Source organism: Dyadobacter sp. CY261, from assembly GCF_021440085.1.
Classification (GTDB): Bacteria; Bacteroidota; Bacteroidia; order Cytophagales; family Spirosomataceae; genus Dyadobacter.
Genome location: NZ_JAKCPW010000001.1, coordinates 268,035 through 293,517, shown reverse-complemented (window position 1 = coordinate 293,517; position 25,483 = coordinate 268,035). Strand labels below are relative to the sequence as shown.

Below are 25,483 nucleotides of genomic sequence, written 5' to 3'. Positions count from 1 at the left end.
GGGATATAGGTGTGTATGAGTGTTTCTGGTTTCCGGCACCCGGTTATACTTCGAAAGGCAGTTCGTAATCTTTGGTGTTCGGCTTAGAGCTGCGCGTTTTCACTGTAATGCGCGCTTTAAGCGGGCTATCGAGTACCAGAAAATACTTTACGTACTGATCTTCGTGGTAGGTCCATGATTTGTCCTCGAGCAGATATTCCGAAACGCCCTGTTTACCAGCCTTATAAGCCCATTGCTCTACAATGTTGGGTTCGTAGGTAATGAAATGTCCCATACACATGATTTGTATGCCGGGCTTCGCATTATTACCCAGTTCGGTGCAGCTTTCTACGAGTACGTTGATGTTGGAGTTGTCTTCCAGGTCTTTTACCGACCACTGGTCGAGAATGGTTTTGACATTGGCCATAATGATTGTCCTGATTTTCGTTTTGATTGGGTCGCAAAGAAACGGCACCCATTGAAAATCAGGACAATTCAATTATTTAGCGGCTATCGAAAACTATTTAGCGACTTTACGGTTGATTTACCGTATAAGCCTTGGTGATGCGGCGGATCTTGCCGTCGCTTTTGGTCATGATGTACATCTGTTTTGTATAGCGGTCATATTCGATCCGGATATCGACCCGTTTTGATCCTGACATTTCGATCAGGTTGGTAGCTTTACCCCCGCGCGAGATCATTAACTCATAAATTGACTGGTCACTCATTTTTGCATCGATATTTGCATAAAAAATACGACCATTGACAATGTCCCCGAATAGGTATTTGTCCTTCAAAGCCTCGATCGCGCCCTCGTACACGTAGCCACCGCTGATCGCATTGCCATCTACGTGGTCATATTGCAGGAATGGCTTTTCAAATTTTCCGTCCGCCATTTCGGGGACCGGATATACATTTTTAAGATCTTTGGACGAAATCGCAAAATTTCCCTCGCGTACATTCCAGCCGTAATCACCGCCTTTTACGATCACATTCACTTCCTCAAAATTTGATTCCCCTACTTCGGCGCTGAACAGTTTTCCGTTATGCCATGCCAGGCGATGTGGATTACGGAAACCGTACGCATATATCTCTTTGTAAACATGGCCGGTTTCTTTGAAAAATGGGTTGTCGGCCGGAATGCCGTAGCTTCCATTTTTGCTGTTATTCCCAAGCGGGTCAATGCGGATGATAGTGCCAAGCAATGAATGCAGGCTATGGCAAAGCTCGGGATGTTTGCTGATCGTGGAACCGCCATCGCCGGTACCGATGTACAGCAGCCCGTAATCTTTGTCGCCTTTTACGGCCTCCGGATTAAAACCGATATCCTGCGTTCCATGCACGACGTTAGGCACATTAATCCGTAGCAATTCCCTTTTCCTTCCTTTGAAAACGGCACTTTTCACATTGTCTATCTTCCATTCAGAAACTACCCATTGCAATGCGACTTTGATGGAATCATTGTAGAAATAGTCGGCAGGCTTTCCCTTAACCGACTCGGTATGGGTAATGTAAATCAATCCATTTTGAAGGTATTCCGGGTGGAACGCGAAACTGCCTAGACCGGTACCAAGGCCAGGCTCGTTCACAAAATTCTCCACCTGGCTTCTCAGATCGAGGAAAGTCGTTACCTCCTTGCCGCTAACCTGATAAATAAGTCCGCGCTGGTCGCTCACGTAAAGCGTGCCATCGTGCGACGGGCCCGGGCGCATGTTCGCGATGCGGGTCCGGGGCATTTTGTCACTGGAAGGCGGGATCGTCACAAAGTCTTCTAACTCGATTTTCAGGTCGGTTTTTATGACTGGCTGGCCTAGCCGCGCATTGGAGGCCTCGGTATCGGGCTTCACCTCCAGCGGTTCAATATTGTGTAGTTTGGTTTCGGAGGCAATGTAACCGAGGATCGAGCGCATTTCCTCCTCTTTCAAAAAGTCAAACGGCGGCATGATCATCTTGTATCGCCTTGAGAGACTTACTGCCCGCACATTACCTGATTCTATTGCGTGATTGGGATTTTTGATAAATGCGATCAGTTCTTTTTCTGAAAGCAGGCTGGTTACTCCGCCGAGCCGCGGCCCGATTTCCTCCTGCTCCATCGCATGGCAGGAAACACAATGAGTGGTAAACAGCTCTTTGCCTTGGGGATCGGCTAATGCCATCTGGCCTCCGGTCGGTGTGAATTGTTTTCTTCCGACGCAGTTAAATAAGAGAAATGATGCCGCCACAATGCAGCATAAAGAACGTAGAATAAGGATCATTCAATGTTGGGTTAGGAATTATCAAAAGAGACGTTAAAGTTAACAAGCGACCCGGAAACAAAAAAAGCCGGATCGCTCCGGCTTCAATCACTGAACAATGAAGGAATACTATGGTTATCCTACATTTCTTCCGTCTTTATCAAGTTTAACACGTGCACTTTCTTTGCCGTTTGCTACTTGTAACTCGTAATATTGTGTTTTATCAGTCTCTGTCACCAAAAATGCTTTCTTCACGGTCCAACCGCTAAATTCTTCACTTTTGATCGTTTTTTTAATGCCCTCAGGCAAGTCTTCCGGTTTTACGGCTACTTTGTCCTCCTTATCTTCACTCGCAGCCTTCTGGGCCTGCTGATGTTCCGCATGCTTCTCGGTAGTCTGATTGGCCGTTTGAGCCTGTACAGAAGCAAACGAGATAAGCGTCAGGGCCAATGCCGATACTATTAGCTTTTTCATAATCCTTGTTTTTTAGACAACTATTAATGTTTTGATCTCGTGCATTCGCACTGTTGCCTTTTATTATAACAGGATTGTGCCAAAAACTACAATAATCTGACAATCAACCAATTAGATATATTCTATTCATCTAGTAGTGTTTCCCGAGCTCCCCGATTTGTAGGAATTGTCTTCAAAAACCCACGAAACAATGAACGCCCGAACTCTGAGAGCCCGGGCGTTCGTCATATCATTTTCAACTTGTTACTTGTCGTAGCCAGGGTTCTGGATGAGTTTGGCATTACGGTTCATCTCATCGCGGCTGAACGGACGGAAATACATCTTATCAACCCAAGTACGGTTTTCATGAGATTTGTCCTCAGTAGGCGTATAAGTGTAATCGTACACCGTCGGATCGTAGTGATATGGCTCCTTCATCGACTTACCCGCTTTGAACTTCCCAATCACGGTAATGAACTGCAAAGAACGGCCGAGTGTCGTAGGGGCGATCATCCAGCGACGTGCATCGTGGTAACGTTGCTCTTCGAAAGCCATTTCAATGCGTTTTTCATGACGGTATGCGTCTCTCAAAGCTGCCCCCGACGCTTTCAATGCAGGCATACCGGCACGAAAACGGATTTTGTTCAGCAATTCCAGCGCTACCGCATCCTGACCAAGCTCGATACTTGCTTCGATGTAGTTGAATGCGGCCTCGGTTACGCGGATGAATGGCCAGGGGATATTCTGGCGATCGGTGTTGTCGTACAATCCAGGGTTTGGATCGATGAACTTACGCATGTAATAACCGGTGCGGCTTCCATTCCAGTCTTCGATGCTGCTGCTACGGGTGTCCAGACCTTTACGGTTGAACAATGCGCCTTTTTCATCCAGCAAGTCGTAAGCACCAGTCTGGATCTGGTTGGCGGGATCTTTCGCATCCGAAGGACGTGGTTTCCACGTTGCGCCGTCGTACATCACCGTGGCGTAGAAACGCGGATCACGGTTCACGTAGGGACTTGCCTTGTGAGTCGGGTTCGTCCATGAGAACGAAGTTCCGTCCATCATTTGATAGTCATCCACAAGCAAACCGATCGGCGTGTTACCTGCCCAGTTGTGATAGCCGTTAGGACCGTTGTTCAAACCTGTCTGACGGGCACCATCCGAAGTCTGGCTGGCAGTAAAATAGCGGCCGAAGATAATATCATCGCCACCACTTGCATCCAGGGATTTGTCTGCGCTGTACCCAGCCATTGCGATAGAAATATAATTGATCTTACCTTGCTCGCCGGTGACAGGTGCAGTGAGATTCAGCTTGTAACCTGGCTTCGCGTCCAAAGCTGCTTTTGCGGCAGCTTGGGCAGCTTGCCAGCGAGCCTTGCGGTCGCCCGAAGTGTAACCCAGGAACTCAGGGTTTGGATAAGCCGCGATCAATGCCGATTTCGCTTTTGCGGTTGGAATGTCGTGCAGGTCACTCGCAGCGTACAGCAACACCCGTGATTTCAGCGCCAAAGCGGCCACTTCGGTTGCACGGCCTTTTTGTTCCGCTTTTCCTTTTAGCAAGGCAGCAGCGCTGTCTAGATCCGCAACGATGAAATTCACGCATTCTTCATAAGTGTTCCGTGTTACCGAGTAATCTTCGTTCAACGCATACACTTTTGTAATAATAGGTGCCGAACCGTAGTAACGCACCAATTGCTGGTAATAATAAGCACGCAGGAAGTGCGCCTCGCCTTTGAGACGGTCTTTCAAAGTCTGATCTGTGAAAGTAGACTTCGGCAGCTCCTGAATCGCCTGGTTGGCGGCACGGATACGGGTGTACATAGGTCCCCAGCCATAAGTATCGTCCACCCAACCCAGGTTGGAAGGGCTCAAACTACCTTCATTCACGGTATTGATGTTACGGCCTGTGTGGGTAAATACCGCTTCATCGGTCAGCGACGCCAACATCTGCTCGCTGAAACCGCCTTGTTGAAGTCCCTGGTAAATACCTGTCACAAAACCTTCGGCCAATGCACCCTCCTTCCAGACCTCTTCCGTCGGAATTTCGGTGGGTGGCGTTACATCCAGAAAGTCAGTGTCGCAAGACACCAGCCCGGTTGTAGCCAGCGCCGCTAGAAAAATCCAATTTTTATAACTCAGTTTCATTTTTTTAGTCTTAGAAAGTTACACGTACACCTGCATTAAGAACTCGCGACTGCGGATAGTATTGTCCATTGGAAGAAGTCGCTTCCGGATCCCAGATCTTTATTTTGTCCAGGGTAAACAGGTTCAACCCGTTCACATACACGCGCAGGTTGCCCAAACCGATCTTCGAACCGATTTCCGAAGGCAGGTTGTAGCCCAATTCAATATTTTTCAGACGCAGATAATTATTGTTTTTGAGATAGTAAGTGTTGGCACCTGCATTATCAAAGTTGGTATAATAGGTGTTGTTACGGTTAGCCAGACGAGGATCAGTCGAGCTTGGATTGTCGATCGTCCAACGGTGGTCGTAAGCATATTTCAGGTAGTTACCGATATCACCCGATTCAGTTTGTCCGATGTATTGCAAGCCACCTAGCGTTCCCTGGAACAGGATAGACAGGTCAAACTGTTTGTATCCGAGGTTGATGTTCATACCACCGGTAAACTGAGGGCGGTTGGTTTTATCCGAACGAACTTTATCGTCAGCCGTGATCTTGTTATCGTTGTTGATATCCTTGAACTTCATGTCACCAGGACGAAGCGTTCCGGTAATACCTTTGTAATCCAGGGTATTTGCATCAATGGAAGCCTGATCGGCGAAAACACCATCATACTGATAAGCCAGGAATGCATTGTAGGGCTTGCCGGTTGTGCGCTGGTATGAAGGAGCGCCGGGTGTTTCGTCCCAATACTTGATCGTGTTTTTGGCATAACCACCATTCACACCTACCGAATAGGTAAAATTGTCGATGGCACCATCATAGCTCACTTTGAATTCCCATCCTTTGTTTTGAAGCTTACCCAGGTTTTGGGGAGGAAGCTTGCCATCGATACCCGCGCTGGAAGGTGTAGAACCTGTTTTTGGGATTAGGATCTTCGAACGGTTATTGACAAAGTAGTCGAACTCGAATGCAATGCGGTCTTTCCACAAAGTACCTTCAATACCAAAGTTCATGTTGTTGGCCACTTCCCAGGTAAATGTGTTGTTAGCGACACGTGTTTCCTGCAAAGTTTTAGCTACCTGATCGTTGATGATGTAGGTTCCAAAACCCATGGTGTTCAGATATTGGTATTCCGCCAATGTCTCTGTTCCGAGCAGGTAAGGCTCAGCACCCATTTGGCCCCACGATCCACGTATTTTCACATTGTTCACGAAGTGGATATTGTTTTTCCAGAAATCCTCTTCTGAAACACGCCAGCCCGCAGACACACCCGGGAAGAAACCGAAACGGCCATCTTTCGGGAATACATAGGAACCGTCTGCACGCCACAGGAATTCGGCAAGGTATTTTTCCTTGTAGTTGTAACCCACACGACCGAAGTAGCTTAAGCGTGCGCGTTTGTACAAATCACCATTGTTGGTTCCTGAGTTACCAATGTTTTGCTCAGGCGTACCACCCGCGAAAAGCTGGTCAACAACCGGAGAGATGAAGTAACGACGGTACGCGAAGAAACCATCAGCATCAACCGTTTCACGCTGGATACCCACCATGGCATTGAAGTTGTGCGAACCAAACGTCTTTTCGTACGAAGCTTGTCCTGTTAATTGGATAGAAAGCTCTTGTGAAGAAGTTTCGGTCAAACGCGGATCGTTAAAAGTCGAACGCACGGTTCCGGTCAGCAATGGAGATACGCCATCCTCTTCATAGGTCTTTTTATCCCAGTAATAAAGCGTCCAGGGCTTCTGGAATGACTTCTGGCGACGCATTTGCTTATCGATAGCAGCCATTGCATTAATTTTCAATCCAGGCACACCCGGAACCAGGATTTCCAGACCTCCATTCGTTTGAATGTAGTCTCTCTTGTCATTGTTATAACCGGTTGTGTTGGTTGTAATGACCGCCGGGTTCTGGCCATTCTCGATATCGGGTCCGGGACGTCCATCCGGCCAGATCGCGATTTCGGTTGGCTTACCGCGCATCAGCATACGGAAAATGTCACCGGCACCTCCACCATTCGGGAAGCGACGGAATTCTTCACGCATCGTAATACCTAATGTAGCGGTTACGTATTTGTTGATCTTCGTGTCAAGGTTCACACGCATGTCGTACTGCTTGTAACCTGTCGCAGAGTTCACGTAGTTACCTTCCTGGTTGATATAACCCAATGAAGCAAGGTACTTGATGTTCTCGCTACCACCGGTCAATTGCAGGTTGTGACGCTGCTGTGGCGACCATTTGCGAATAACCGAGCCATACCAATCGGTGTTCGGGTGGATCAGGGGATCCGAGCCGTCACGGAACTTCTGAATGTCGCTTGGTGTGAATACGGCGCTCAGCACATTGTTGTTATCGGTACGGGTATACGCGCCATTGGTATTAAACCCTTGCAGCGCACCTGGCCATTGGTTTACTGGCAGGTTATCATAGATCTGCAATTCGTTGCGGATGGTTGCATATTCCGCTGCATTCGACATGGTCGGTGTGCGCGTTGGCTGTCCCATACCCACGTTCAGGTCATACGAAAGTTGTGGTTTACCGGTTTTTCCGCGTTTGGTAGTAATAAGGATAACCCCGTTACCAGCACGTGACCCGTAAATCGCAGCCGCTGCGTCTTTCAGTACCGAAATACTCTCAATGTCGGCAGGATTAATACGGTCCAAACCACCACTACGGTTAGGCACACCATCTACAACAATCAGCGCATTGCTGTTACCGAGGGAGTTGGTACCACGGATACGGATCGCCGAACCGTCATAACCAGGCTCACCGCTCGCTTGCACGGCAGATACACCCGGCAAGCGGCCGCTCAATGTGTTGGAGAGGTTGGCCGCAGGTGCCTTTTGGAGTTCAGCTCCTTTGACGGCTGTTACCGAACCGGTCAAAGTAGCCTTTTTGGCCGTGCCATAACCAACTACCACCACTTCATCCAGCGCTTTGGTATCGGACACCAGTTTTACATCCAGGCTTGTCTTATTGCCGACTGGAATTTCCTGCGTAATGTACCCGATAAAAGAAAACACGAGCGTTGCCGTACCCGAAGCATTCACCGTGTAGTTCCCTTCGATGTCCGTTACCGTACCGGTCGACGTCCCTTTAACCAGGATGCTCACGCCAGGCAGTCCCTGCCCCTGCTCATCATTCACTTTTCCCTTCACCGTTACATCTTGAGCGTATGCACCAGTTATGACCAGCAAGGTCAAAAGAAGGGAATAAAAATACCGTGTTAGGCTCCGGTACTTTTCCCGTTCAGAAATCCTCATAGATTAAGTATAGATAGATAGTAAATAGTTAAAAAATTATAAAAAAATGGACAGATATTACAACTTGGTTTACATGCATAAGCCCTTGTTTTTCAACAAGTCAGAGAAGTGTCTACTATACACAATTTGTCTTACAAAACATCTCAAAAATCCAATTTAAAAATTGCTATTCGTAACCGAAGAGCGATTTTATTATACTAAAAAAAGTGGCTAAACTAGAAAATGTTATATTTTGTAATCCAGCAGTGCCGAGGCTTGCGCTATGAATAACCGGATGTACAAAAAGATATGAAATTATTCACATAAACAAGCATTCATGCAATCTGACAATGTTTTCTTAGAAAATAACCAATAGTTACTTGACGTATAACACTAACCGGTCTCTATACGCGTCAACTAGTTGTATGCCAAATAAAAAACCGTTCCCATTGCTTGGAAACGGCTTTTTTAAAGATACTTATATCAATTTTGCAGAAACTAATCTGATTTTTGCACACAATAACTGGAATGGTCTGGGAAGCCGCTGTGCAAACGTTTGAATATTAAAAAAATTATATTTTGCAAATACCACTCCGTAATCAGCGGGCAGTCCAGCCACCATCGACGGTAAGAATGGAGCCGACCATATAACTGGCCGCATCGCTGGCCAAAAAAATCGCGGCTCCCTGAATCTCACGCAAATGCCCCCATCGCCGAAGTGCAGTGGCCCCGAGGATGATGTTGCGCGCGTCGTCGCTTTCCGCAATGGGAATATTCATTTCGGTTAGAAACGGCCCCGGGCAAATGGCATTCACCATAATGTTGAATGGGGCTAGTTCCAGCGCCAGGGCGCGGGTCATTTGCACGATCGCTCCTTTGCTTGCCGTGTAGGGAGTGCGGTTAGCCAGCCCGACCAATCCCAATGTGCTGGCCAGGTTGATGATCCTGCCGCCTTGCTGGGCTTTCATATGAGGTGTAACGGCACGGCACGCAAGCCAGGAGCCGGTTACATTGACGTCCATGACATGCTTGAAGTCCGAAGAGGAAAGCTCATCAATAGGCCCGCGAATGTTGATTCCCGCGCTGTTCACGAGAATGTCGATTTTCCCGAAACTCTCCAAGGCAAATGCTACCATCGCACCCACCTGCTCTTCGTTGGTAATATCCGCCGCATAGGAAAGTACTCGAGTGCCAAACGATATGCATAGCTCCGCGGCGCTGCGTTCACCGTCTACCGCGCTCCGGTTGACCAGCAAAATATCGCAACCGGCCGAGGCCAGGCCAGCCGCCATCGCCAAACCAAGGCCCTTTGAACCTCCCGTGATAATAGCGACCTTACCGGTCAGATCAAATTGCCTGATACCCGGTAAAACATCCTGAACCATAACGCCTAGAACTGATGAAACGCCTTTGATACAAATTCAAGCACTTCCGGCAGCGACTCGCGCCAGTACGTCCACGTATGCCCTCCCTCACGCACACGAAACTCGTGCGGCACTTCTTTTTTCCGCAGTGCAATGTGCACCAGGCTGTTGCCTTCGTACAGAAAGTCGTCGTCACCGCAGTCGATGTACCAACGCACAGCCTTTTTCTGATCGTCGGGGATATTGTTGATCAATGCCAACGCGCTATGGCGGTTATAATACCTTTCAACGGTCGAATCGGCAATATTGGGGTTGTTCCTGACCATGTTCTTTTTGGCATCCTCCAAGGTGATCGGCCCTGTGGCGGCACTCAGCGGACACGCCGAAGAAAACAGTTCAGGATGGTGTAATGCGTACATAAAACTGCCTCCACCGCCCATTGAAAGACCTGCAATGGCACGGAAACGCTTGTCGCCTTTTACCCGGAATTTCTTTTCCACATAGGGCATTAGCTCTGTGAAGAAGAAGTCCTCATACGGCCAGTCCCCTTTCACATCATTGAAGTACCCCCTCCTACCGGTGTTGGCATCTGGCATGACGATGATCATGGGTGTCGCCTTGCCTTCACGGATCGCCTGGTCGGCAATGTGCAACACCTCGCCGAACTGCACCCAGCCGGTGTGGTCGTCGCCAGCGCCATGCAGCAGGTACATGACCGGGTAGCTCCGCTCGGACGTTGCGTAGTCGGGCGGAAGGTAGATAGCAAATTTCCTTTCGGATTTGAGGAGTTTGGAGGGTAACGACAGGTTATCGAGCACCTTACCCGTTTGGGCAAGCGCAGGAATGGCCATCAACGTGGCCAGGGCGATCGTAAAAATGATCTTCATACCAGGAACAGTTTGATTAGGATTGAATGGTTACAAAAGCGGGAGACGCTGTGCATCTCCCGCTTGGTATGAAGGTTTATTTCTTCTTCATTTTCATTGCCACCGGGTCCCAATGGACAATTTTCTTACTGAAATAGCTTTCGTTGCAGGCCAGCACGGGGGCCGCGGCGCGGAAGCCGAATACTGCGTCCTCCACAGTTCCCACGCTGCCTTTTTTCACATTCTCGAAGAAATCCCTGAAGTGGTTGGCATGTGCATCATCCTCTTTCGGGGCCTCGAACCGCACCTCTTTGACCGGTTCTGCTTTCCGGGTATCTTCCGGATATTGTGCATCATATTGCTTCTTGAATTCTTTTTGCTCGGCTTCCGAGAAGGTATTAAAGCTGTCATAACCTCCCATACCCGGCGCTTTCGGCAGTTTCTTTTTCGTGAGTACCAGGTTGTTCTCTGTAAATTCGATCTGGCCCTCGGTGCCGATAATCCGGGTGTTGTTCGCGATCGCCCCGGCATTCGCAAAGTTCACGCGGAGCACCATCTGGAAGTTGGCGTGGATATCGGTTTTTGGATAATCCAGGATCGATACGAGTACATCGGGCACGTCACGGCCATCTTTCCAGTAACTCAGCTCACCTGACGACATGATACGCTCCGGGCCGAGCGAGTTGGTTACAAAATGCACCCCCGTAATGAGGTGTACGAAAAGGTCCCCGCCCACGCCCGTGCCGTAGTCCTGATAGTTTCTCCAGCGGAAGAAGCGCTTGGCATCGAATTCCCTTTTGGGCGCATCGCCCAGGTAGGTGTCCCAGTCCACAGTGCTCGGTGAGGCATCGGTTGGAATGGAGTAGTTCCATGCACCGATGGCATTGAAACGATCGTTATTGGATTCTACATAATTAATCTCGCCTATTTCGCCAGCAGCGAATAACCGCTTTGCTTCTTTGAAAGAGGCCGAGCTGATCCGCTGGCTGCCGACCTGCATCGTCTTGCCCGATTTCTTCCAGGCGTCGATCACCGACAAGCCTTCATTGATATGGTGCACCATCGGCTTCTCGCAATACACATTCTTACCCGCCTGCAGTGCAGCTTTGGTAATGTGGTCGTGCCAATGGTCGGGTGTGACCACGAGCACTGCGTCGATATCCTTGCGTTCGAGGATCTGGCGGTAGTCGCGGGTGGTGAAAATATCCTTTCCATAAAGCTCTTTTACACGCGTCAGACGACCGTCGTACAAGTCGGCCGCAGCAACGAATTCTACATCCTTGGAACTGCGGAGCGCTGCCTTAGTGTCGCTATGCCCCTGAATCCCCATCCCGATCGTCGCGAAGCGAACCTTGTCGTTAGGACTGATTTTTTTGAGGTCTTTGATGATGTGAAAAGGTTTGGCAATGCCTTCCGTGGCTAACAGTGCAGAAGCGGCTGTTACATTTTTGATAAAACTACGGCGGTTAGGATTCATTTGCAGATTTTCAAAAGGTTTAGATGATGATCCTCCTAATTTAAGCAATTCACGATTTGTTGTGCCGGTAAAAAGAAAATATGTACATTTTGCCACCTTATTCCTCACTCTACTAATTTAACTAACGTTCCAATGCATGCCGACCAGCGAAAAAAACTGATCAATGAATTGACCGCCCTCATCAGAGGCGGGAATGCCCACGTGACCCTTGAAGAAGCCATCACTGGCATCCCGGCCAACCTGCGGACTACGATTCCCGACAATCTTCCATACAGCATCTGGCAACTCTTGCAACACATCCGGATAGCCCAGAAAGACATTGTCGATTTCTCGATTTCGAAAGATTACAAAACGCTTGTTTGGCCCGATGAATACTGGCCGAAGCCAACCGACCATGTGAGTGATGAAGAATGGGAGGACAGCATCAAAGAAATCGCCGACGACCAGCAGCATTTCTTTACATTGCTGGAAAATGAGGATAACGACCTTTTCAGTCCGCTGGCGTGGGGCACCGGGCAAAACATAGTCCGCGAGGCCATGCTCATTGCCGACCACAACTCTTACCACATTGCGGAGATCATCGTAGCCCGTCGTCTGCTGGGTATCTGGAAATAAGCAAGACAACACTGCCGGTTTCGAGAAAACCGGCAGTGTTGTCTTGCTATCAAAGTTCTTCTATTACAATATCCTTATAAAATACCTTTGCCTTGCCACCGCCGTGGATTTGCAGGCCAATGAGCCCTTTTTGAGGAATAGATTTATCAAGCTCGGTATAATCCACTGTTTTGGTGCCATTCAAAAACAGCTGAATACGGCCATTCTGGCTGTGCACTTCATAATTATTCCAGTCATTTCGTTTCACAATTTTTTCAACCAGTACCGAATCCGGCGCGATCAGTGTCTTGTTCCGTCTGGATTCGTCATAGAGGCTTGCCCAGTATTTGTCGCCCAGATCGGCCTGGTAGCCGGTCATTTCGTAGGGCGGGTTGGTGAGTCGCACGCTGTGAAACTGCACGCCGGTATTAATAAATCCTTCCGTACCAGTCAGTTTAAATTTTACTTTCAACCTAAAATTGGAATATTCCTTACGCGTACACAGGAACTCGTTATGCGGAACGGCTTCTTCCAGTGAACCGCCTGCAAGACTTCCATTCTCGATTTTCCAGGTTTTGACAGTGTCCCCTTCCCAACCATTAAATGTTTTACCATCAAACAACGATACCGGCTTTTTGGACGGCTGGATCATAATACAACCGGCAAATGCTAATGCAACTACGGCAGACAAATAAACTGGGAGTTTCCTCATGGCTCAATCGGTTAAGAGCTAGTATACTTTTTTCCTACGATGAATAAAGTGATTGCAGCGAAAATTTTACTTTGTCTGCCTTTGGACAGGAAATCAGGAAGTGCGATTTTCACATATGTACCCGAGGTTTAGTAACGAACCATGTCTTTTTTACCAATATCCGTATTTTTACATATTGCGCCAGCGTTGAAAAAGCTGCATAAGTAAACCTGAGGAAGACCTATTACCGATGACTGAGACCTTTAATGAGCGTAAAGACGACCTGCTGCTCGCGATAGAGCGGTTTGAACTTGTAGCAAAAGCTACCCACGATGTGATCTGGGATTGGGATCTCCAAAAGGGTACACTATGGTGGAATGAGGGAATGCAACTCATTTTCGGGTACAAACCCGAAGAGATTGAAATCGGCCCGAACTCGTGGTTCGACCGTATTCATCCCGACGACCAGGAGCAGGTTGTCAAAAAAATTTACCGCATTATCGACAAAGGCGATAGTAACTGGTCGGATTTCTACCGTTTCCGACGGGCGGATGGTTCGTATGCGCAGGTGCACGACCGTGGTTACACGATTCAGAGTGAAGGAAAGCCGGTGCGGATGGTTGGTTCGATGATGGATATTTCTGAACAATTACTGTCTGTCAGGGCCAGGGAAGAAAGTGAAGAAAATCTAAAATTTGCAATCCAGGCAGCCCAGTTGGGAACATGGAACCTTAGTCCAGCGGATAAATGGGTCCGGTTCAACGATCGCTGCCTGGAACTGTACGGCTTCCCCAACCAAGCCGACATGCATTACGAGCGCCTGATACAATTTGTCCATCCCGACGACCGCGCCCGCGTCAACGAAGCGATCGAACGCGCACTCGACCCGGCACAAAGGCATTCCTACGACGTCCGTTACCGGGTAATAGGTGCCACCGACCGCAAGCTCCGCTGGCTGCACTGCACAGGTCAAGCCTATTTCGATCATTCGGGGAACCCGTACCGGTTTTCGGGCATATCCCGAGAGATTACTTCGGAAATAACCAGTCAGGAAAAGATCGCCTGGGCCGATCAGCAAGCCGCGATGACCATCGAAGGATCGGGCGCGGGTTCGTTTCTGGTGACACTGGCGAATGACGAGATTATCTATTCGCCTACTATGGCGAAGATCATTACCGGGAGTGAAAATGCGCATATGACGCGGGACATATTACTCGCGAGCCTGCACCCCGATGACGTTCCGATCAGAGATGAGGCCTACTCGGAAGCCTCCGCCAACGGGGAGCTGCGTTACGAAGCGCGGTTTATCTGGCACGACGGAACGGTGCATTGGATACGCGTGCTGGGCCGTTACTTATACGACAGCATGGGCGAGGCGGTTTCGTTATCAGGGATTGTCATGGACATCAGCGACCGAATCGAATCGGAACAGAGGTTGAAAGTGAATGAAGAACATTTGCGGACACTGATTGAACAGGCACCGGTAGCTACGGCATTGTTTGTAGGGAGGGATATGATCATCGACATTCCCAATGAAGCTATGCTCAAAGTGTGGGGGAAAGGGAAAGCGGTCATCGGTAAGCCGCTCGCGGAGGCATTGCCTGAACTGAAAGGTCAGCCATTTCTAGAAATCCTTGACCGCATTTACCGGACAGGTGAGGCTTATTCGGAACAAGCGGCCAGGGTTGATCTGGTAGTCGACGGGAGGCTGCAGACCTCCTATTACGACTACACCTACAAACCCCTCACAAATGCAAACGGGGAAGTGTATGCGATCCTTGATATGGCCGTGGACGTGACGGACCAGGTAATTTCATTGCAGGAGCTTGAACAGAGCGAAGAGCGCTACCGCCAGCTCGCCAACGAACTGGAACAGCGTGTAACGCAGCGCACCGACGAATTGCACCAGGCCAATATCGAACTCGTGAATTCAAACAATAACCTCCAGCAATTTGCCTATGCGGCCAGCCACGACATGCAGGAGCCTTTGCGCAAAATCCAGTCGTTCAGCACCCGTCTGCAGTCTACCTACACCGATAAGCTTGATGACACAGGCAAATACATGCTTAACCGCATTCAGGACGCATCCAAAAGGATGTCAGCCATGATCGACGATTTGCTCGCCTATTCCCGGCTGACGACCCGTGAAGGCGAATTCAAGGAAGTCCTGCTTAGCGATACTGTAACCTCCGTGCTGGCGGATCTTGAAATATCCATTCAGGAACAAAAAGCCAAAATCACCGTGGAAGATCTGCCGCCAGTTTGGGGTAACAGCCATCAGTTGACACAACTGATGCAGAACCTGATCAGCAATGCTGTCAAATACCGACAGCCGGATCAGGAACCGGTTATCCGGATATCCTACCGGGCAGTTGACGATGCAGAGAAAAGAACCTTGCCAAAACTTTTAGCGGATCACCGATATATTCGTCTGGAAGTGAGCGACAACGGCATTGGTTTCGACGAGATGTACCTCGACCGAATTTTCCAAATGTTCCAGCGACTGCATGGGCGCAGCGAATTTTCAGGTTCGGGCATTGGTCTGGCGTTATGTAAAAAAGTGGTCCAGAACCACCATGGTTATATTACGGCTAAAAGTCAGCCGGGTAAAGGCGCAACCTTCATCGTATACCTGCCGCAGCCAATCTGATGCGGCAGGATTATTTTGACCAAACGTCGGCATAGTCATCGGGATGCCGGCGGAACTGCCCATGCACATATTCGCATAGCGGCAGCACCTGCAACCCGTGCTCACGTGCGTAGGCGACCATTGCATCCAGCATTTGGCGCGCCAATCCGCGGCCTTCCTTTTCGGGGTCCACTTCGGTGTGGTATACTGTCAATGTAGTTTCACTCAACCCGATCACCATCTCCCCTACCTGCTTACCGTCCTCTTCTACCTTAAAAGCGCCTCTCCGACGGTTATCGAGTTGAAATTTGATCTCAGCCATAAAATTTTGGTTCACTGTTACGTCCGGGGCAAATATATGATAATTTTGCCGCCCCAATCGCCTTTCCTTATGAACGTCTTCCCGGTTTCCAATTCAAATCTTTCTCCGTTTCATCTCGCCATCTTTGTTCAAAAGCATTACTTCCCCGGCCAGCAGGTCGACTGCCGTATCCTGAAAACAGGGATCAGCGACACATATCTTATAACTACCCCAGAAAAACGGTACATTTTCCGCGTTTATAGCTTCCAATGGAGGACAATGGAGGAAATTTCGGAAGAGTTGCGTCTTTTAGATCACCTCAGTGCGAATGGCGTCTCCGTTTCATTCCCGATCGCGGATCTTGAAAGTGCATTCATCCATACGTTCGCGGCGCCGGAAGGTGAGCGATACGGTGTATTATTCTCATTCGCCGAGGGAGAGAAAGTGTTTAATTTCGATGCAGAGACCCATTTCCAGATCGGGACATTGATGGCTCGGATGCATCTGCTGACGGAAAACTTTGCATTAAAACGCGTCACCTATTCCGAAAAAGAACTGCTTATTGATTCGCTTACTCGAATTGGCCAATTCCTAGCCGAAGACACCCAAGAAATGCAGTACATGAAAACCGTGCAGGAGTATCTGATTCAGGAAATCCGAAATGCCGATTCGGACAACATCCGAAAAGGTGCCGTGCACCTCGACCTGTGGTTCGACAATATGAATGTCACCTCCGATGGCCAGATTACATTTTTTGATTTTGACTTTTGTGGAAATGGCTGGTTATGCCTTGATATGGCCTATTATGTGCTTCAAATCCATTCCGTCGAAAAAGAAGATTCCGAACGGGAGCATAAAGCTGCGCAGTTTTTCAAAGGTTATGAATCCGTTTGTCCGATTTCCGATGAAGAAAAACGGCTCATCCCGATGCTGGGCATTTGCTTGTATTTCTTCTATTTGGGCATACAGTCGCAACGGTACGACAACTGGTCCAACGTGTTTTTAAATGAGATCTATTTGAAAAGGTTCATTAACCTTTTACTCAAAAAATACTTTGATTATCACCAACTTGGCGCAAACAAAAATTCATAATTGTTTACTTGCAGCGCATTGTAAGCAACTGATTGGATGACCAAAATACTTTTCCCGTTACTATTCATCACAGGCCTGTGGTTACTTATCCGCAGCATAGGCAGGATCGTTGAAATTTATGGAGGCAAAAAGATAGCACTTCCACTCGGTCGACCCTTACCGGATTTTCACCTTCCTGAGCCTGGGACCTACGAAATCGCCTATCGCCGCCCGGCAATGTTAGGTATTATGCCAACCAAAGTGTCGTATCAATTAATCTCTTTACCCGGCGGAAAGCAATTCGACGTGATGAATGTCGTCAACCACCTTGGATCGCGGAAAGATATGTCGGGTAGCCGCATTGTGCCGGTTGCTGAGTTTAGTATTGACGCGCCCGGCACTTTTCAGCTGACCGTCGACCAGCTTCCTGAGATCAAAAAAGGGGATGGTTTGATTATCATGAAGAAAACAGGCGCGAAAGGCTTCCTGATGATTTTTGCCATCCTGGTTTCCGCCATAGCCACCATTGCGGGACTGGTACTAAGCATTCTGGCGTTTCTGGGCAAAATATGAAAAAGGCCGGCATTACTACCGGCCAGATATGCGCTAAACTGCTGCTTCCACAATTTTCTTCATTTTGACCAGGCTGGTCTTTGCGACCACCAGCGGATCCTGTGCCCAGTAATCTTTATTGAAGACTTCAAAAGAAATAATAATAGGTTTTTCGGGATTTATAAGGCTTTGTAACACACTTTTCCACGGAGCAACACCATCGCCTACGTAAACGCGATCGGCGTCGGTGATCGTCTCGCGGGGAGGCGTTTGGGGATAGTCGTTTACGTGAAAGATTTCGATCAGCGGCTTACCCACGTCTTTAATCGCCTCCATCCCAGAACCGCCTTTGTGCAAGTGGTAAACATCCATGAGCAAACGGGCCGAAGGATGGCCGGATTCGACTGCTACGTAGAGTATCTCGCCTACCCGGCTGAGGTTTTTGGAAAAGCCCCAAAGTTCCAGATGCGGTACGACGCCTGTTTTATCGCCCAGTTCGAGGATAGCGCGGTAGCGTTCCGCCATCTTGGCTAAATCCAGCGACGCACCGGTGGTCGCGCCCATAGGCGGAGCAGCCACACGCGGACAGCCAATGGCCGCCAGTTGTTCCATTTCGCCTTTCAACTGGTCCAATGCCTTGTTACGGGCCGTTTCGTCATCTACAATCCAGGTCGCAAAACCGATTGCGTCTTCCACTTTCAGGCCCAGGTCGCCGACAATGCGTTTGGCTTCCTGCAATGTCCCGCCGCCTTTGAGATAATCCTGCAAAGTGCTGATCCAGATTTCCACCGAACCATAACCGGCCTTTGCAGCTACTTCGAGCTCCTTCCGGAAGCCGAGCTTCTGGCCTCGTAGGGTGCTCATATTGAGGGAATAAATAAAAGGCTGGTTTTTCGCTTTGGCGGCCTCGGCCGGAACAATGCCTGCTGCGCTCACGGCAGCGATCGAGGATAATGCTTCTCGGCGGTTCATTAATGCGTTATGAAAGGTTAACTGATTTAAAGGTAAAGCCGCTTTCCGGAATTTTTTACCGCAAATCCATGTAAATTGATTGTTCACAAATTACACCATGCCTGCTGCTCTTATGGAACCGGATAACTATATCATACCCGCACAAACCCGCATCGGCCACGTCCACCTGAAAGTAGCCGACCTCGACCGTGCCATCGATTTTTATTGTGGCCTGCTCGGCTTCGAAATCACTACTCGCTACGGAACCCAAGCCGTATTCATTTCCGCCGGTGGCTATCACCACCACATTGGCCTCAATACCTGGTACAGCAAAGGTGCCCCGCCAGCATCTCCGAATGGCGTCGGCCTCTTCCATACCGCTATCCTATTTCCGAGCCGGAAGGATCTCGCATTTGCATTGAACCGCCTTATCCAGGCAGGTTACCCGCTGACCGGCGCCAGTGATCACGGTGTTTCTGAAGCGATATATCTCAATGACCCCGACGGTAACGGCGTCGAACTCTACTGGGACCGCCCGCAAGATCAATGGGAGTATCTTCCCGATGGTTCTATCGAGATGTATACGAAGAGTTTGAACATTCCGGGGTTGCTGAGTGAGTTGAGTAAATAACCGGTTAGAAAATATCCAGGTGAATTAAATTTAATAACCCTCCGCCAGGAGTTCATTGAGCGAATTTCTCTTTTCACGAGCGATTTTTTCCTCAATTGCCTCCATAGCAAAATCCCGCTCTGCTCGTTGGAGCGAACGGATAAAGTTCACATCGGAATCGGAAAGCTCTGCTGCTATTGTTTTCATGTGTGTCATTTTTTCACATTTAATATTTCTTGCCGTGCCATTCAAAAGGGTATTCGTCAGTTAAGATCAATACTTCATCATCAAAGTCAGCAACTTCCGGTCCAGTTTATGACCGTGCCAGTCTTCATAGACGACATCTTCGCGGCGGGAGTCGAGCACTCCGAAATCGCCGACGAATTCCCAAAGTGAGAAGCCGATGCCGTTGGACGAAAGGATATCAAGTACGTCGTTGAACCAGGCCAGGAAAACGTCATGCGGGGTTTTATTCCAGCAGCCGCACTCTCCGCAATGCACACCGACGCCTTTACCTACCAATTCGATCCAGGGCTTGTAGAATTTTTCGAGCATTGCGCGGCTGAGGTACTGGTCTCCTACCTGTCCCGGCCATTTGGGTTCGGGGGCATTGTCCGGGTCTTTCATCGCCCACGGCGCTTTATAATGTGAAATAATGCCCGGATGATAGCCTCGGCAGCTCTGGGCGATGTCGAGGTCTGTCAGTTCAGGAATTACAGAGGAGCCTACATCGTTGCCATCCGCGATGATCAGATGCGCCGGGTTTTCTTTCCGAATGGCTTCCGAGGCAGCAATAGCAACCTTGCGGTAGACCTCACCGGGAACGGACGAGCGTTTGGAATGTTGGTCGTTCATATCGGCACGCATGCTGGGCTCGTTGAGCAGGTCGAAGCTAATGCGTTTCGAAGAAGTGCTTTTGTACCTTTTGGCCCACATATTCCAGTGGAAACAGAATGCGTCGAGCGCTTTCTGATCGGTCCAGAGGTTATAGGGTTCATTGAAGCCCGCATTCACACAATAGCCCGGCGCGCGGTGCAGGTTCAGGCTTACATGGATGTTGTTTTTATGCGCGGCAGCCACCAATTTGTCGATTCGCTCCACGGCCTGCTCGTCGATCTGATAAATCTCTTCGGGTGTAATATCCCTCGATCGGTCGAATTTCAGGTAAGCGGGGTATGCCATTGGTATTCGGACAAAGTCGAAACCCCAATCACTCATCCATTTGAATTGTTCTTCGGTCGTTGCCTTCCTCCCTTTGGTGGGATCGGGCGAGAAAAAGTCGAGGAGGTTAAACCCTTTCCATTTCGGCAGCTTATTCTGTACGGCCTGGACTGGATTGGCTCCGCTTGAAACAGCAAAACCGGAAGCTAATGAGGCCCCGGCTACTGCAATCGATGTGTTTTTGATGAATGTCCTGCGATGCATTGCGATTCAGAAGTTATCGTTGTAACTCCTTATTAAACACATCGCAAAGATGATTTTACTCCTATTCTTCGCGGGGACTGGTGACGCCAGTTTTAATGTGACCGTTCTGGTTGCGGTAGTTGTACATCAACTCAAATTTCTTATTGCCAAGATCTTTGAGGTATTTGTTTTTCAATTTCTGATGCAAATCCGCTGATTGCTTCTCACCGTTGACGATCAGATCCTCATTTGACAATTTATATGACAAGTTTTCCTTGTCTTTTACCAAACCCGCGCTGGAAAGCTCGTTAATAATGCCTTCCTGGATTTTGACATAAGCCTCTCTTTCCTTGTCCGCATGAGCCCGGTGTACTTCCGCTTCCTTGCGGTGTACTTCGGCTTCCGCTCGGAAATTGTCCGCTTCTTTGCGCTGCTTTTCGGCATTCAGGCGCATCGCATCGGCTTGCTTACGCATATCTTCTGCTGCTTCGCGGTGTTTGTTCGCCTCAACTCTCAATTTTTCGGCTTCACCACGATTACTGTTTGTATTTACCCGTATTTCGTTTGCCTCTTCGCGATGTTTGTCGGCTTCGAGCCGCATAGCATGTGCCTCTTCGCGTTGCTTATCGGCCTCGCGGCGCTGTCCGTCGGCCGCGATGCGCATTTCCTCCGCTTTTTCACGTTCTTTTTCCGCGCGTTCATGCTGAACCTTCACCTCTACCATAATCTTATCGATTTCAGGCTGATACTTGCCATATTCGCTTTGCGGAATTTCCTGGTCATCGATCCACAACGAAATCATTTTGCCATTCCGCTGTACGATCTCGTAATGTTTGTTGTTGCGCGTCACGCTGTAAGTACTTACCCCTTCCCGTGCTGAATGCACGTTGGCGGAATGGATTTCCATATCAGCCGACTTCAACTTTTTCTTTGGAAGCGTATCCGATTGCGGGATTACCGCCTCGTGTCCTTCCGGCAATAGGATATTTTCAATGGACTGAGTTTCACCCGGAACCCGCATTAATCGCGATTTAACCGCCTTTTCCGGCGCAGTAGCGGCCGACAATGCAATAGCTGCCGCCAGACTGAATGTAACAAATAGTTTTTCCATGGCATCAAGTGGTTTATTATTATTATTGACAATGCGTTTGATCCTGTCGAGCAAATGATTACGCTTTTTGGAAAAGGCCATTTCAAATGCAGGGCGCGACTGGTTGTATTCCTGGAATGACACCAGTGCATGAATGAAAGAGGTTTTATTCTGCATGACGCTGATAGCCAGATCGTCGCAGCAATGCTCCCGTTGCTCGCGGATCAGTTTCGAAACCCACAAAACTGCGGGATTGAAGAAGAATACGTTTTCACAAAAGATTTGTAACAGGTTCACCAGGTAATCTCGGCGTCGGATATGCGCCAGCTCATGCAGCAAAATAGCTTCCACTTGGCCTGCGGGCAGATTCGCCAGCATACCCAAAGGCACCAGCACGACCGGTTTCAGAAACCCGATCACCATCGGCACTGCCACCTGCGCCGACTCACGGAGTTCAATCTCTCCACGAATCTGCATTCTTTCTGCGAGCTCGTAGAAACGGACGATCCATTTCATTTGTGGCTCCGCAACGGACCTTGTCACTTTGTTAAGATAGTGTAACCCGCTTGCTGCCTGTAAAGATTTCAATGCAAAAATCACAAACCACACAGCTACTATCACCTGCGCATGCCGACTAAAAAAATGGATGATACTTGCCATCCAGTCGGATTCCACAGCCACGCTCATCGCATTGCCGGTATTCTGCAAGACTGCTGTGGCCACCCATTCCCTGGAAAAAACCGCCATTGTCCGGGAGGCCCCCTCCGATTGGCCGATGATCAGCACGAAAGTCAGCACCGCAACCGAAACAAATAGAAACATGACCAATGCGAGCAGATTGTAGCGCAACGCCGGTTTACTTTTACGGGTAGAAAGCAAAATTCCCCCCACCAGAATAGCAGCAATAAGACCTTGCCAGAGCGAATGCATGAGGGTGAGACACAATGCCTCTATCCATAGGTGGGTGGCGGGCTGGTCGATGATATTCCAATTCATGGCTAACGGATTGAAATGGTTTAGAAATTACTGATCCAATTTTTTCAAAAAATCTTTGATCTCGTTGAGTTCTTCGGCAGAAGTATTCTTATTCCCGAAAAGCTGCATCACCAGGCTCGAAGCGGAACCCCGATACATCGAATCCACAAACCGCTCCAACAACGCCGACTTTGTCTTATTCTCCGGCTCCGCGGGACTATATACGTGCTTCATACTACTTTCATCCCGGATCACAATACCTTTTTCGGCCATGATCTGCATCAGCTTCAAAGTGGAAGAATACTGCACTGCCCGCTTTTCCTCATTGAGCTTATCGTTCACAAACCGCACCGTCGACGGCCCGTATTCCCAAAGCACTTGCAGTATCTCCAATTCTGATTTGGTAGGTTCCATTTTGTAGGTTTTTCAATCAATAATCCAAAGGTAGGAAAAATTTCGTACGAAAAAATTTTTACGAGAATTTTTCTAGATTAGTTTAGACAAAACCACACTGACATGTTCACAAAAATTATCACCCCAGAGTCTACTTCGGTTACTATCAATGCTGTTGTTGGTGTTGTCACCAACAACCGGTACTGAATAGGCACACTGCCATTGCACCATCCCAAGCCCTAGTTGATGAATGCCGTAGTTGGTGCGACCACCAACTTCCAATGCTGAACACGTAACTGCCATTGCACCATCCGGAAACTGCCATCGCACCATCCGGAGCGTTGTCGGTGATAACACCAACAACGGCAACAGCACATGTCACTGGCATGTTGGTGACAACACCAACAATGGCGCGGGACAACACCAACAATGGCGTGGGACAACACCTACAATGGCGTGGGAAGGCGTGAGTGTGGTTGATACGCCAGCAGCGGCAATTAATCCATATAGTGAGAAAAAACCCGAAATCATCCCCTTGCCCATCGTAAAACCGATACGAGCTGTACTTGTATCCAGCCTCATCTTCCGCGAGCTTCCATGCCTTCTGAATAGGATTCCTATGAATGTAGTCCAGTTTTTGAAGCAAAACTTTTTCAGAATACAGATCGATACTAAGCGCATTTCGCTCCCAGAATTGATAGCGCCGATCCTTTGCTTTTACTTCGAACTCCCTAAGCTTCTCGGGATTATTTGCAATGAGGTCAAACTTAATCTGCTGTGCGGTATATTTCAAAAAGTCACGTTGTACATCGGCGCGGGCCCTCTCCTTATTAATCCGCCAAATTAGATGTAGGTGATTTGGCATGATGACAAACCCATGAATCCGTGCCCGATTGTCGTCAACCAGAAATTTCATGCTTTGCAGTACGATGTCCTTGTACCGGTCTTCCTGCAATAAGTATTTCCACCAAAGAATTGTCGCAGTAAAAAACTGAATGTAATGTGTTTCCATCGTGTCTCATAGATTTTTGTTTCTATTGAGACGTTGATTTGGGAATTTGGTAACAGGGTTTGATGCGGGAATATTTAAAATGCCCGATTTATATGGGAATTCCACGTAACTCGGGCATCACAAAGGTCAGCCATTGTTGGTGTTATCACCATCAACCGACATATCGCCAACTTGAAGCCGTGGCTGATGTTATCACCGGCATGTTGTCGCATCGCGCTTTGTAAGGCTGTTGACTACAACGTCAATTACAGTAGAAACTTAGTAGTCGCGTCAATCGCAGTATCGCGTAGCAATGTTGTTGGTGATAACACCAACAACGGCAGTCGTGACAATCGTGGTGTTAGGCAACGAATGTTGTTGGTGATAACACCAACAACGGCAACAACGGCAGTAATAAAAACGTTGGGTCGCGAAGCGCATGTGTAAATGCACTCCACGACCCAGAAAAATGCTTCGTTAAATTTTACGCCCCCAGCGCCTTCCGCGCGAATTCAACGCATTTCGCTGTTTCCTTCAATGCATCCGAACCTGCCGGGATCTCATATTCCAGCTCAATTGTAGCCGGGAACTTATATTTCTTAGCGCGCATCAGTTCCAGCACCGCCACAATAGGCGTATCCCCTTGCCCCCAAACCACATTAGCGCCGCCGTGCTCTTTGTTTTTCCGGTCTTTCACGTGCATGCTCACGATATGGTCGTGCTTCGCTTCCAGCAATGGGAACGGGTCGAAGCCCGCCGCCACGTAATGTCCCATATCGAAGTTCATCGCATTGTATTTCGACTGGCTCAATGCGGTATCCCACCAGGTTGGTGTCTGCTGGGTGTGACCGTGATAGCCGCAGTACACTTTGTTTTTAGCCGCAATATCGCCGAGGCGCTTTGTCTGCGCCGCATCGCCCGGCAACTCTACATTAGCCTGGTTGGCTCCTAGCGCTTTGGCTGCGCGGAATGCGTAATCCACTTCGGCATCGGTGCTGTTCGCATTCAATGCATTCGGTTTGAAAGCATAAATGGTTACACCTGCGTCATTATACTTTTTGCGCAACTGCACGAATTTGTCCATTGAAACCTTCGCGCGCCACTCCGCCATCTTGGTAGCATATTCTTTCTGAACTGCTTTCTGCTCGTCGGTCATTTCCGGACGCTTGCCGTCCGGGCCGGGAGCCAGGTTTGGGCGAGGCGGCGCTTCGGGAGCTCCGGCAAACGACTCGCCAGTAGGACCCATAAGCTCGATCGCGCTGATATTGGTTTCAATGCAGTACTTCAAAATATCCTCCGCACTGCCGGGCAGGCTCCTCCATGAATAGGTAATGGCTCCCACCTGCACGCCGTTGAACAGCGAATTAGGTTTGCCGAGGTTTTTGATGTAAGCCGGTGCGCCGAAAATGGGTGTACGCGCCATCACGAAACCCGCCGCCGCGAGGGCTGAGGTACCCAGGAACCGGCGTCTTGAAAAGTCTTGGTCTTCCATA

At 48.9% G+C, this 25,483-nt stretch carries 22 protein-coding genes; 5 read left to right on the top strand and 17 right to left on the bottom strand.

The genetic code is table 11. The features are described 5' to 3' along the window. Window positions 1–43: 43 nt before the first annotated feature. The 8 genes from LZD49_RS01240 to LZD49_RS01205 form a co-directional block, all read right to left on the bottom strand. Entirely contained in the window at window positions 44–406 is a 363-nt protein-coding gene (locus tag LZD49_RS01240) for a hypothetical protein (protein ID WP_234665489.1), read from the bottom strand. 106 nt (window positions 407–512) lie between these two features. Continuing rightward, the gene (locus LZD49_RS01235) at window positions 513–2,234 is read right to left on the bottom strand and encodes a PQQ-dependent sugar dehydrogenase (RefSeq protein ID WP_234665488.1); all 1,722 of its coding nucleotides are present in this window, start codon (window positions 2,232–2,234) and stop codon (window positions 513–515) included. A gap of 114 nt (window positions 2,235–2,348) precedes the next feature. Continuing rightward, window positions 2,349–2,687 (bottom strand): hypothetical protein, encoded by a 339-nt coding sequence (locus LZD49_RS01230; RefSeq protein ID WP_234665487.1) that lies wholly within the window; start codon window positions 2,685–2,687, stop codon window positions 2,349–2,351. A gap of 243 nt (window positions 2,688–2,930) precedes the next feature. Then, window positions 2,931–4,811, bottom strand: coding sequence for a RagB/SusD family nutrient uptake outer membrane protein (locus tag LZD49_RS01225; RefSeq protein ID WP_234665486.1), 1,881 nt, complete (start codon window positions 4,809–4,811; stop codon window positions 2,931–2,933). A 10-nt stretch (window positions 4,812–4,821) separates the two neighbouring features. Next, window positions 4,822–8,052 (bottom strand): TonB-dependent receptor, encoded by a 3,231-nt coding sequence (locus tag LZD49_RS01220; protein WP_234665485.1) that lies wholly within the window; start codon window positions 8,050–8,052, stop codon window positions 4,822–4,824. Between the two features lie 578 nt (window positions 8,053–8,630). Continuing rightward, window positions 8,631–9,416, bottom strand: a complete 786-nt coding sequence (locus tag LZD49_RS01215; RefSeq protein ID WP_234665484.1) for an SDR family NAD(P)-dependent oxidoreductase — start codon at window positions 9,414–9,416, stop codon at window positions 8,631–8,633. Between the two features lie 5 nt (window positions 9,417–9,421). Further along, a complete protein-coding gene (locus LZD49_RS01210) occupies window positions 9,422–10,282 on the bottom strand; it encodes an esterase family protein (protein WP_234665483.1) in 861 nt (286 codons plus the stop codon). Window positions 10,283–10,358: 76 nt separating this feature from the next. Then, window positions 10,359–11,738, bottom strand: coding sequence for a Gfo/Idh/MocA family protein (locus LZD49_RS01205; protein WP_234665482.1), 1,380 nt, complete (start codon window positions 11,736–11,738; stop codon window positions 10,359–10,361). A gap of 132 nt (window positions 11,739–11,870) precedes the next feature. Here LZD49_RS01205 and LZD49_RS01200 point away from each other — a divergent pair, with 132 nt between their 5' ends. After that, window positions 11,871–12,353, top strand: coding sequence for a DinB family protein (locus tag LZD49_RS01200; protein WP_234665481.1), 483 nt, complete (start codon window positions 11,871–11,873; stop codon window positions 12,351–12,353). Window positions 12,354–12,402: 49 nt separating this feature from the next. Here the strand turns inward: LZD49_RS01200 and LZD49_RS01195 are convergent, their stop codons facing one another. Beyond that, complete coding sequence (locus LZD49_RS01195; RefSeq protein ID WP_234665480.1) at window positions 12,403–13,044, bottom strand: DUF1080 domain-containing protein; 642 nt, start codon at window positions 13,042–13,044, stop codon at window positions 12,403–12,405. Between the two features lie 229 nt (window positions 13,045–13,273). On the opposite strand from LZD49_RS01195, the gene LZD49_RS01190 reads away from it, so the two are divergent. Then, window positions 13,274–15,673, top strand: a complete 2,400-nt coding sequence (locus tag LZD49_RS01190; RefSeq protein WP_234665479.1) for a PAS domain-containing protein — start codon at window positions 13,274–13,276, stop codon at window positions 15,671–15,673. A 10-nt stretch (window positions 15,674–15,683) separates the two neighbouring features. Here the strand turns inward: LZD49_RS01190 and LZD49_RS01185 are convergent, their stop codons facing one another. After that, the gene (locus LZD49_RS01185; protein WP_234665478.1) at window positions 15,684–15,974 is read right to left on the bottom strand and encodes a GNAT family N-acetyltransferase; all 291 of its coding nucleotides are present in this window, start codon (window positions 15,972–15,974) and stop codon (window positions 15,684–15,686) included. Between the two features lie 69 nt (window positions 15,975–16,043). On the opposite strand from LZD49_RS01185, the gene LZD49_RS01180 reads away from it, so the two are divergent. Next, on the top strand, window positions 16,044–17,045 hold the full coding sequence (locus LZD49_RS01180) for a phosphotransferase (protein WP_234665477.1): 1,002 nt from the start codon (window positions 16,044–16,046) through the stop codon (window positions 17,043–17,045). Window positions 17,046–17,081: 36 nt separating this feature from the next. After that, window positions 17,082–17,597, top strand: a complete 516-nt coding sequence (locus tag LZD49_RS01175) for a hypothetical protein (RefSeq protein WP_234665476.1) — start codon at window positions 17,082–17,084, stop codon at window positions 17,595–17,597. Window positions 17,598–17,630: 33 nt separating this feature from the next. Here LZD49_RS01175 and LZD49_RS01170 read toward each other — a convergent pair whose 3' ends face one another. Then, complete coding sequence (locus LZD49_RS01170) at window positions 17,631–18,548, bottom strand: sugar phosphate isomerase/epimerase (RefSeq protein WP_234665475.1); 918 nt, start codon at window positions 18,546–18,548, stop codon at window positions 17,631–17,633. Between the two features lie 112 nt (window positions 18,549–18,660). Between LZD49_RS01170 and LZD49_RS01165 the strand changes: the two genes are divergently transcribed. Next, entirely contained in the window at window positions 18,661–19,158 is a 498-nt protein-coding gene (locus LZD49_RS01165; protein WP_234666665.1) for a VOC family protein, read from the top strand. Window positions 19,159–19,188: 30 nt separating this feature from the next. Here LZD49_RS01165 and LZD49_RS01160 read toward each other — a convergent pair whose 3' ends face one another. The 6 genes from LZD49_RS01160 to LZD49_RS01135 form a co-directional block, all read right to left on the bottom strand. Next, entirely contained in the window at window positions 19,189–19,344 is a 156-nt protein-coding gene (locus tag LZD49_RS01160; RefSeq protein ID WP_234665474.1) for a hypothetical protein, read from the bottom strand. 66 nt (window positions 19,345–19,410) lie between these two features. Continuing rightward, window positions 19,411–20,562: a glycoside hydrolase family 5 protein gene (locus LZD49_RS01155; protein WP_234665473.1), complete on the bottom strand. Its 1,152-nt coding sequence runs from the start codon at window positions 20,560–20,562 to the stop codon at window positions 19,411–19,413. A 61-nt stretch (window positions 20,563–20,623) separates the two neighbouring features. Beyond that, window positions 20,624–22,627 (bottom strand): M56 family metallopeptidase, encoded by a 2,004-nt coding sequence (locus LZD49_RS01150; RefSeq protein WP_234665472.1) that lies wholly within the window; start codon window positions 22,625–22,627, stop codon window positions 20,624–20,626. Window positions 22,628–22,654: 27 nt separating this feature from the next. Then, window positions 22,655–23,020: a BlaI/MecI/CopY family transcriptional regulator gene (locus LZD49_RS01145; protein WP_234665471.1), complete on the bottom strand. Its 366-nt coding sequence runs from the start codon at window positions 23,018–23,020 to the stop codon at window positions 22,655–22,657. Window positions 23,021–23,186: 166 nt separating this feature from the next. Next, the gene (locus LZD49_RS01140) at window positions 23,187–24,011 is read right to left on the bottom strand and encodes a hypothetical protein (RefSeq protein ID WP_234665470.1); all 825 of its coding nucleotides are present in this window, start codon (window positions 24,009–24,011) and stop codon (window positions 23,187–23,189) included. Between the two features lie 463 nt (window positions 24,012–24,474). Then, complete coding sequence (locus tag LZD49_RS01135) at window positions 24,475–25,482, bottom strand: sugar phosphate isomerase/epimerase (RefSeq protein WP_234665469.1); 1,008 nt, start codon at window positions 25,480–25,482, stop codon at window positions 24,475–24,477. Between the last annotated feature and the right edge of the window lies 1 nt (window position 25,483).

Coding starts and splice junctions, on each gene's coding strand:
- LZD49_RS01240 (WP_234665489.1), bottom strand. CDS start 406: ATGGCCAATGTCAAAACCATTCTCGACCAGTGGTCGGTAAAAGACCTG.
- LZD49_RS01235 (WP_234665488.1), bottom strand. CDS start 2,234: ATGATCCTTATTCTACGTTCTTTATGCTGCATTGTGGCGGCATCATTT.
- LZD49_RS01230 (WP_234665487.1), bottom strand. CDS start 2,687: ATGAAAAAGCTAATAGTATCGGCATTGGCCCTGACGCTTATCTCGTTT.
- LZD49_RS01225 (WP_234665486.1), bottom strand. CDS start 4,811: ATGAAACTGAGTTATAAAAATTGGATTTTTCTAGCGGCGCTGGCTACA.
- LZD49_RS01220 (WP_234665485.1), bottom strand. CDS start 8,052: ATGAGGATTTCTGAACGGGAAAAGTACCGGAGCCTAACACGGTATTTT.
- LZD49_RS01215 (WP_234665484.1), bottom strand. CDS start 9,416: ATGGTTCAGGATGTTTTACCGGGTATCAGGCAATTTGATCTGACCGGT.
- LZD49_RS01210 (WP_234665483.1), bottom strand. CDS start 10,282: ATGAAGATCATTTTTACGATCGCCCTGGCCACGTTGATGGCCATTCCT.
- LZD49_RS01205 (WP_234665482.1), bottom strand. CDS start 11,738: ATGAATCCTAACCGCCGTAGTTTTATCAAAAATGTAACAGCCGCTTCT.
- LZD49_RS01200 (WP_234665481.1), top strand. CDS start 11,871: ATGCATGCCGACCAGCGAAAAAAACTGATCAATGAATTGACCGCCCTC.
- LZD49_RS01195 (WP_234665480.1), bottom strand. CDS start 13,044: ATGAGGAAACTCCCAGTTTATTTGTCTGCCGTAGTTGCATTAGCATTT.
- LZD49_RS01190 (WP_234665479.1), top strand. CDS start 13,274: ATGACTGAGACCTTTAATGAGCGTAAAGACGACCTGCTGCTCGCGATA.
- LZD49_RS01185 (WP_234665478.1), bottom strand. CDS start 15,974: ATGGCTGAGATCAAATTTCAACTCGATAACCGTCGGAGAGGCGCTTTT.
- LZD49_RS01180 (WP_234665477.1), top strand. CDS start 16,044: ATGAACGTCTTCCCGGTTTCCAATTCAAATCTTTCTCCGTTTCATCTC.
- LZD49_RS01175 (WP_234665476.1), top strand. CDS start 17,082: ATGACCAAAATACTTTTCCCGTTACTATTCATCACAGGCCTGTGGTTA.
- LZD49_RS01170 (WP_234665475.1), bottom strand. CDS start 18,548: ATGAACCGCCGAGAAGCATTATCCTCGATCGCTGCCGTGAGCGCAGCA.
- LZD49_RS01165 (WP_234666665.1), top strand. CDS start 18,661: ATGGAACCGGATAACTATATCATACCCGCACAAACCCGCATCGGCCAC.
- LZD49_RS01160 (WP_234665474.1), bottom strand. CDS start 19,344: ATGAAAACAATAGCAGCAGAGCTTTCCGATTCCGATGTGAACTTTATC.
- LZD49_RS01155 (WP_234665473.1), bottom strand. CDS start 20,562: ATGCATCGCAGGACATTCATCAAAAACACATCGATTGCAGTAGCCGGG.
- LZD49_RS01150 (WP_234665472.1), bottom strand. CDS start 22,627: ATGAATTGGAATATCATCGACCAGCCCGCCACCCACCTATGGATAGAG.
- LZD49_RS01145 (WP_234665471.1), bottom strand. CDS start 23,020: ATGGAACCTACCAAATCAGAATTGGAGATACTGCAAGTGCTTTGGGAA.
- LZD49_RS01140 (WP_234665470.1), bottom strand. CDS start 24,011: ATGGAAACACATTACATTCAGTTTTTTACTGCGACAATTCTTTGGTGG.
- LZD49_RS01135 (WP_234665469.1), bottom strand. CDS start 25,482: ATGGAAGACCAAGACTTTTCAAGACGCCGGTTCCTGGGTACCTCAGCC.